Source organism: Streptomyces sp. CO7, assembly GCF_053474865.1.
Genome location: NZ_JBRIOU010000005.1, coordinates 209,742 through 213,484, shown reverse-complemented (window position 1 = coordinate 213,484; position 3,743 = coordinate 209,742). Strand labels below are relative to the sequence as shown.

Genomic DNA, 3,743 nt, shown 5'->3' with positions numbered 1-3,743 from the left:
GGCGGGCCTCGGCCACGCCGCACCCGTCGGCACCGGCGACGCGGCCACCGTGAAGGAGGGGCCGCGGGCATGACGCCTCGTCGGACGAGCCCCTCGCGGCGCAAGGCCCGCCGCATCGCCCTGGTGATCGCCGTGGTGCTGGCCCTGGCCGGCGCCAACGGCCCCTGGCTGTACCGCTTCGGCACGGAGAAGTACCACGCCTACGCGATCGACCGCCCCGAGTACAAGGCGGGTAACGGCCGCTGGGAGATCGTCGAGTTCCCCGAGGGGTACCGGCAGAACACCATCCACGCCGCCCTGCTCCGCACCGGCAAGGTGCTGCTGGTCGCCGGTTCCGGCAACGACCGGCGGAACTTCGACGCCAAGCGGTTCGACACCCGCGTGTGGGACCCGGTGAAGGGGACGATCAAGAAGGTCCCCACGCCGAGCGACCTGTTCTGCACCGGCCACACCCAGCTCGCCGACGGCAACCTGCTCGTCGCCGGCGGCACCCAGCGCTACGAGCGGCTGAAGGGCGACGTCACCAAGGCGGGCGGCCTGATGGTCGTCCACAACGAGAACCCCGACAAGCCGATGACCATCAAGGAGGGGACCCGCTTCACCGGGAAGAAGAACGGCAAGACGTTCGTCGCCCAGGACCCGGTGCTGGTCCCGCGGGCCACCAAGAAGTTCGACCCGGCGACCGGCAAGTTCCTCGGCAACGACGCCGGTCTCGGCCGCGTGTACGTCGAGGCCGCCCGGAGCGGCTCCCGCCACCGGACCGGCGCCGAGGACAACTACCGCATCGAGGGTCTGAAGGGCGCGGACGCCCGCAACACCTACGGCATCGCGCAGAAGCTCGCGCTGGACAAGCGGGACTTCCAGGGAATCCGCGACGCCTACGAGTTCGACCCGGTGGCCGAGCGGTACATCAAGGTCGACCCGATGAACGAGGCGCGCTGGTACCCGACGCTCACCACGCTCTCGGACGGCAAGGTGCTGTCCGTGTCGGGGCTGGACGAGGTCGGGCAGCTGGTGCCGGGCAAGAACGAGGTGTACGACCCGCGGACCAGGAAGTGGTCGTACACCGCGAAGGAGCGTCAGTTCCCCACCTACCCAGCCCTGTTCCTGACGCAGAGCGGCAAGGTCTTCTACTCGGGTTCCAACGCCGGTTACGGTCCTGCGGACGTGGGCCGCGACCCGGGGATCTGGGACGTGGAGACCGACCGGTTCACCCGCATCCCCGGGATGAGCGACCCGGACCGGCTGGAGACCTCCGGCACCGTGCTGCTGCCGCCGGCGCAGGAGGAGAAGTACCTGGTGATCGGGGGCGGCGGCATCGGCGAGTCGCGCCGGTCGAGCGAGCGGACCCGGCTGGTCGACCTGAAGGCGAAGAAGCCGCGCTTCACGGACGGCCCGTCGCTCGGGCGCGGCACCCGGTACCCGCAGTCGTCGATCCTGCCGGACGACACCGTGCTGGTGTCGGGCGGCTCGCAGGACTACCGGGGGCGGTCCGGCTCCGACATCCTCGAGGCGCGCCTGTACGACCCGGAGAGGAACTCCTTCCGCCGGGTCGCCGACCCGCTGGTGGGCCGCAACTACCACTCCGGGTCGCTGCTGCTGCCCGACGGACGGGTGATGTTCTTCGGCTCCGACCCGCTCTACGCCGACCCGGCCAACTCCGCACCGGGCGTGTTCGAGCAGCGCATCGAGATCTACACCCCGCCGTACCTCTTCCGCGGCGAGCGGCCGGTGGTGGAGGACGGACCCGGGACCCTTCGCCGGGGCGGTGAGGCCACCTTCCGCACCCCGGACGCCGGCCGTCTCGCGACGGCGCGGCTGATCCGGCCGAGCGCCTCCACCCATGTCACGGACGTGGACCAGCGCTCGATCGCCCTCGGGCTGAGGAAGACGCCGGGCAGGGCCGGTGCGGTCACGGTGACCGTTCCGGAGAACCGGAACCTGGTGCAGCCGGGCTGGTACATGCTCTTCCTCACCGACCGGGACGGGGTGCCCGCGACGGCACGGTGGGTGAAGGTCTCCTGAGTCAGCCCGGGCGGGGGGCGGTCCGGGTCACCGGACCGCCCCCCGCGTACCTCAGCCCGACGCCGCCCCCGTCACCACCTCCGTCTCGGTCACCGGGAGGCCCGCGCGAGCTCCAAGGCGTACTCCGGCCACCACTCGCCGGCCTTGGGACCGCCCTTGCAGGTGCCGTCGGACTCCCCGGGCCGCTTGGCCCACACGTAGGCGTCGACCAGCGGGTCGGCCGTCCGTGTCGTCGGCCTCTCGCCCAGCGCGCGGCCCGGCGGGTTGCACCACCGCTCGCCCGGGTCGCCCTCCTGGTAGGGCCCGTTGCCGTTGCGGCTGGTGTCGACGACGAAGTGCTTGCCGCCGATCTTCTCGGAGAGCGTCCTGCCGTAGGCGATGGAGTCGTCGGTGGAGTAGAAGTTGGAGACGTTGACGGCGAAGCCGTCGGCCTTCTCCACCCCGGCCCGCCGCAGCGGCTCCCAGATCTGCTCCGGCCGCCCCCAGCCCGCGTTCCCCGCGTCCACGTACACGCGGGTGTTCTTCAGCTGCTTCAGCCGGCCCACCGCCTCGCCGAGCAGCGCGTACCGCTCCTCGTGGAACTCGGCGGGCGTGCATCCGTCGACCAGGTGCAGCACGGCGTCGGGCTCGAGGACGACCGTGGCCGGGCGGTCGCCGATGCCGCGGATCACGCCGTCGAGCCAGGCCCGGTAGGCGTCGCCGTCCGCGGCGCCGCCGCCGCTGTAGTTGCCGCAGTCGCGGTGCGGGATGTTGTAGAGCACCAGCAGCGCCCTGCGGCCGTCCGCGACGGCGGCCTCGGTGAGCCCGCGGGCCTCGCCCTCCGGGTTCTCGGTGCCGATCCACTCCCCCACAGGCTGTTCCGCTATGCGCCGGATCGCCTGGGCCTCGGCCTCCCGGCCCTGCTGTTCGTAGGCGTGGACCTGCCGGGCCGCGTTGCCGTCCGGGTTGACCCAGAACGGCGCCCCCTTCGCGGCCGGCGCGCCTCGCTCCCTGAGTTTCTGCCGGCGCTCCTCCTTGTCGTCGGAGCAGCCCGCGGCGGTGAGCAGCAGCGCCGTGCCGAGCGCCGCCGCACAGAGCCGTCTGCCGACCCCGGTCCGCCTGTTGGCATCCATCCGTTCCCCCCTCGCTGTCCCCCCTGGGCGCACTGTCGTCCTCATTCTCAGTCCTGACATTTCAGTTGTCACCCACGCGAATGCAACGTGCGGTGACAACACGGAAGTTCCGGATCATCGTCCACCCGATCCGGTGAGATAGGCGGAGACCACCACATTGGCGGTGTAGGCCCGCGCCACCTCGTCCCAGGCCCCGGCGCAGGTGATCAGCCGCAGTTCCGCGCGGCCGGTCCGGCGGGGGCCGTAGGCGAGGCGGGCGTCGAAGCCGGCACGGGGCAGGGTTCGCACCTCCTCCACGGTGAAGCGGGCCGCCCGGCCGTCGCTGCGGTAGACGTCGATCGCGTCGCCGGGCCGCAGGTCGCCGAGCCGGTGGAAGACGGCGGCCCGGCTGCCGGTGTCCCGGTGGCCGGCCAGCAGGGCAGGGCCCGCGGCTCCGGGGGCGGGGCCCCGCTGCCACCAGCCGACCGCGCCCGCCATCTCCAGGGGAGGAGTTCCGGGTGCGCCGGAGGGGTCGAGCGGCCGGGGCACCACGGGCGCGCTCAGTCCGAGCGAGGGAACGTCGATCCGCCGGGGCTCGGCCGCGGGCAGCGGCCGGCGGGCCGGGGG

3 protein-coding genes are annotated in these 3,743 nt (G+C 72.6%); 1 reads left to right on the top strand and 2 read right to left on the bottom strand.

From position 1 onward, the window contains the following. Positions 1-69: 69 nt before the first annotated feature. Positions 70-2,025 carry a galactose oxidase-like domain-containing protein gene (locus ACOV8S_RS19415; RefSeq protein ID WP_448319071.1) on the top strand — a complete coding sequence of 652 codons (1,956 nt, stop codon included), beginning with the start codon at positions 70-72 and terminating at the stop codon, positions 2,023-2,025. Between the two features lie 89 nt (positions 2,026-2,114). Here ACOV8S_RS19415 and ACOV8S_RS19410 read toward each other — a convergent pair whose 3' ends face one another. Together ACOV8S_RS19410 and ACOV8S_RS19405 are read right to left on the bottom strand one after the other, a co-directional pair. Continuing rightward, positions 2,115-3,137: a glycoside hydrolase family 6 protein gene (locus ACOV8S_RS19410; protein ID WP_448319070.1), complete on the bottom strand. Its 1,023-nt coding sequence runs from the start codon at positions 3,135-3,137 to the stop codon at positions 2,115-2,117. Positions 3,138-3,251: 114 nt separating this feature from the next. Continuing rightward, on the bottom strand, positions 3,252-3,743 hold a 492-nt coding region (locus ACOV8S_RS19405; RefSeq protein ID WP_448319069.1), incomplete at its 5' end, for a class F sortase.

Excerpts from the sequence above, each read along its gene's own strand:
- ACOV8S_RS19415 (WP_448319071.1), top strand. The coding sequence starts at position 70 with ATGACGCCTCGTCGGACGAGCCCCTCGCGGCGCAAGGCCCGCCGCATC.
- ACOV8S_RS19410 (WP_448319070.1), bottom strand. The coding sequence starts at position 3,137 with ATGGATGCCAACAGGCGGACCGGGGTCGGCAGACGGCTCTGTGCGGCG.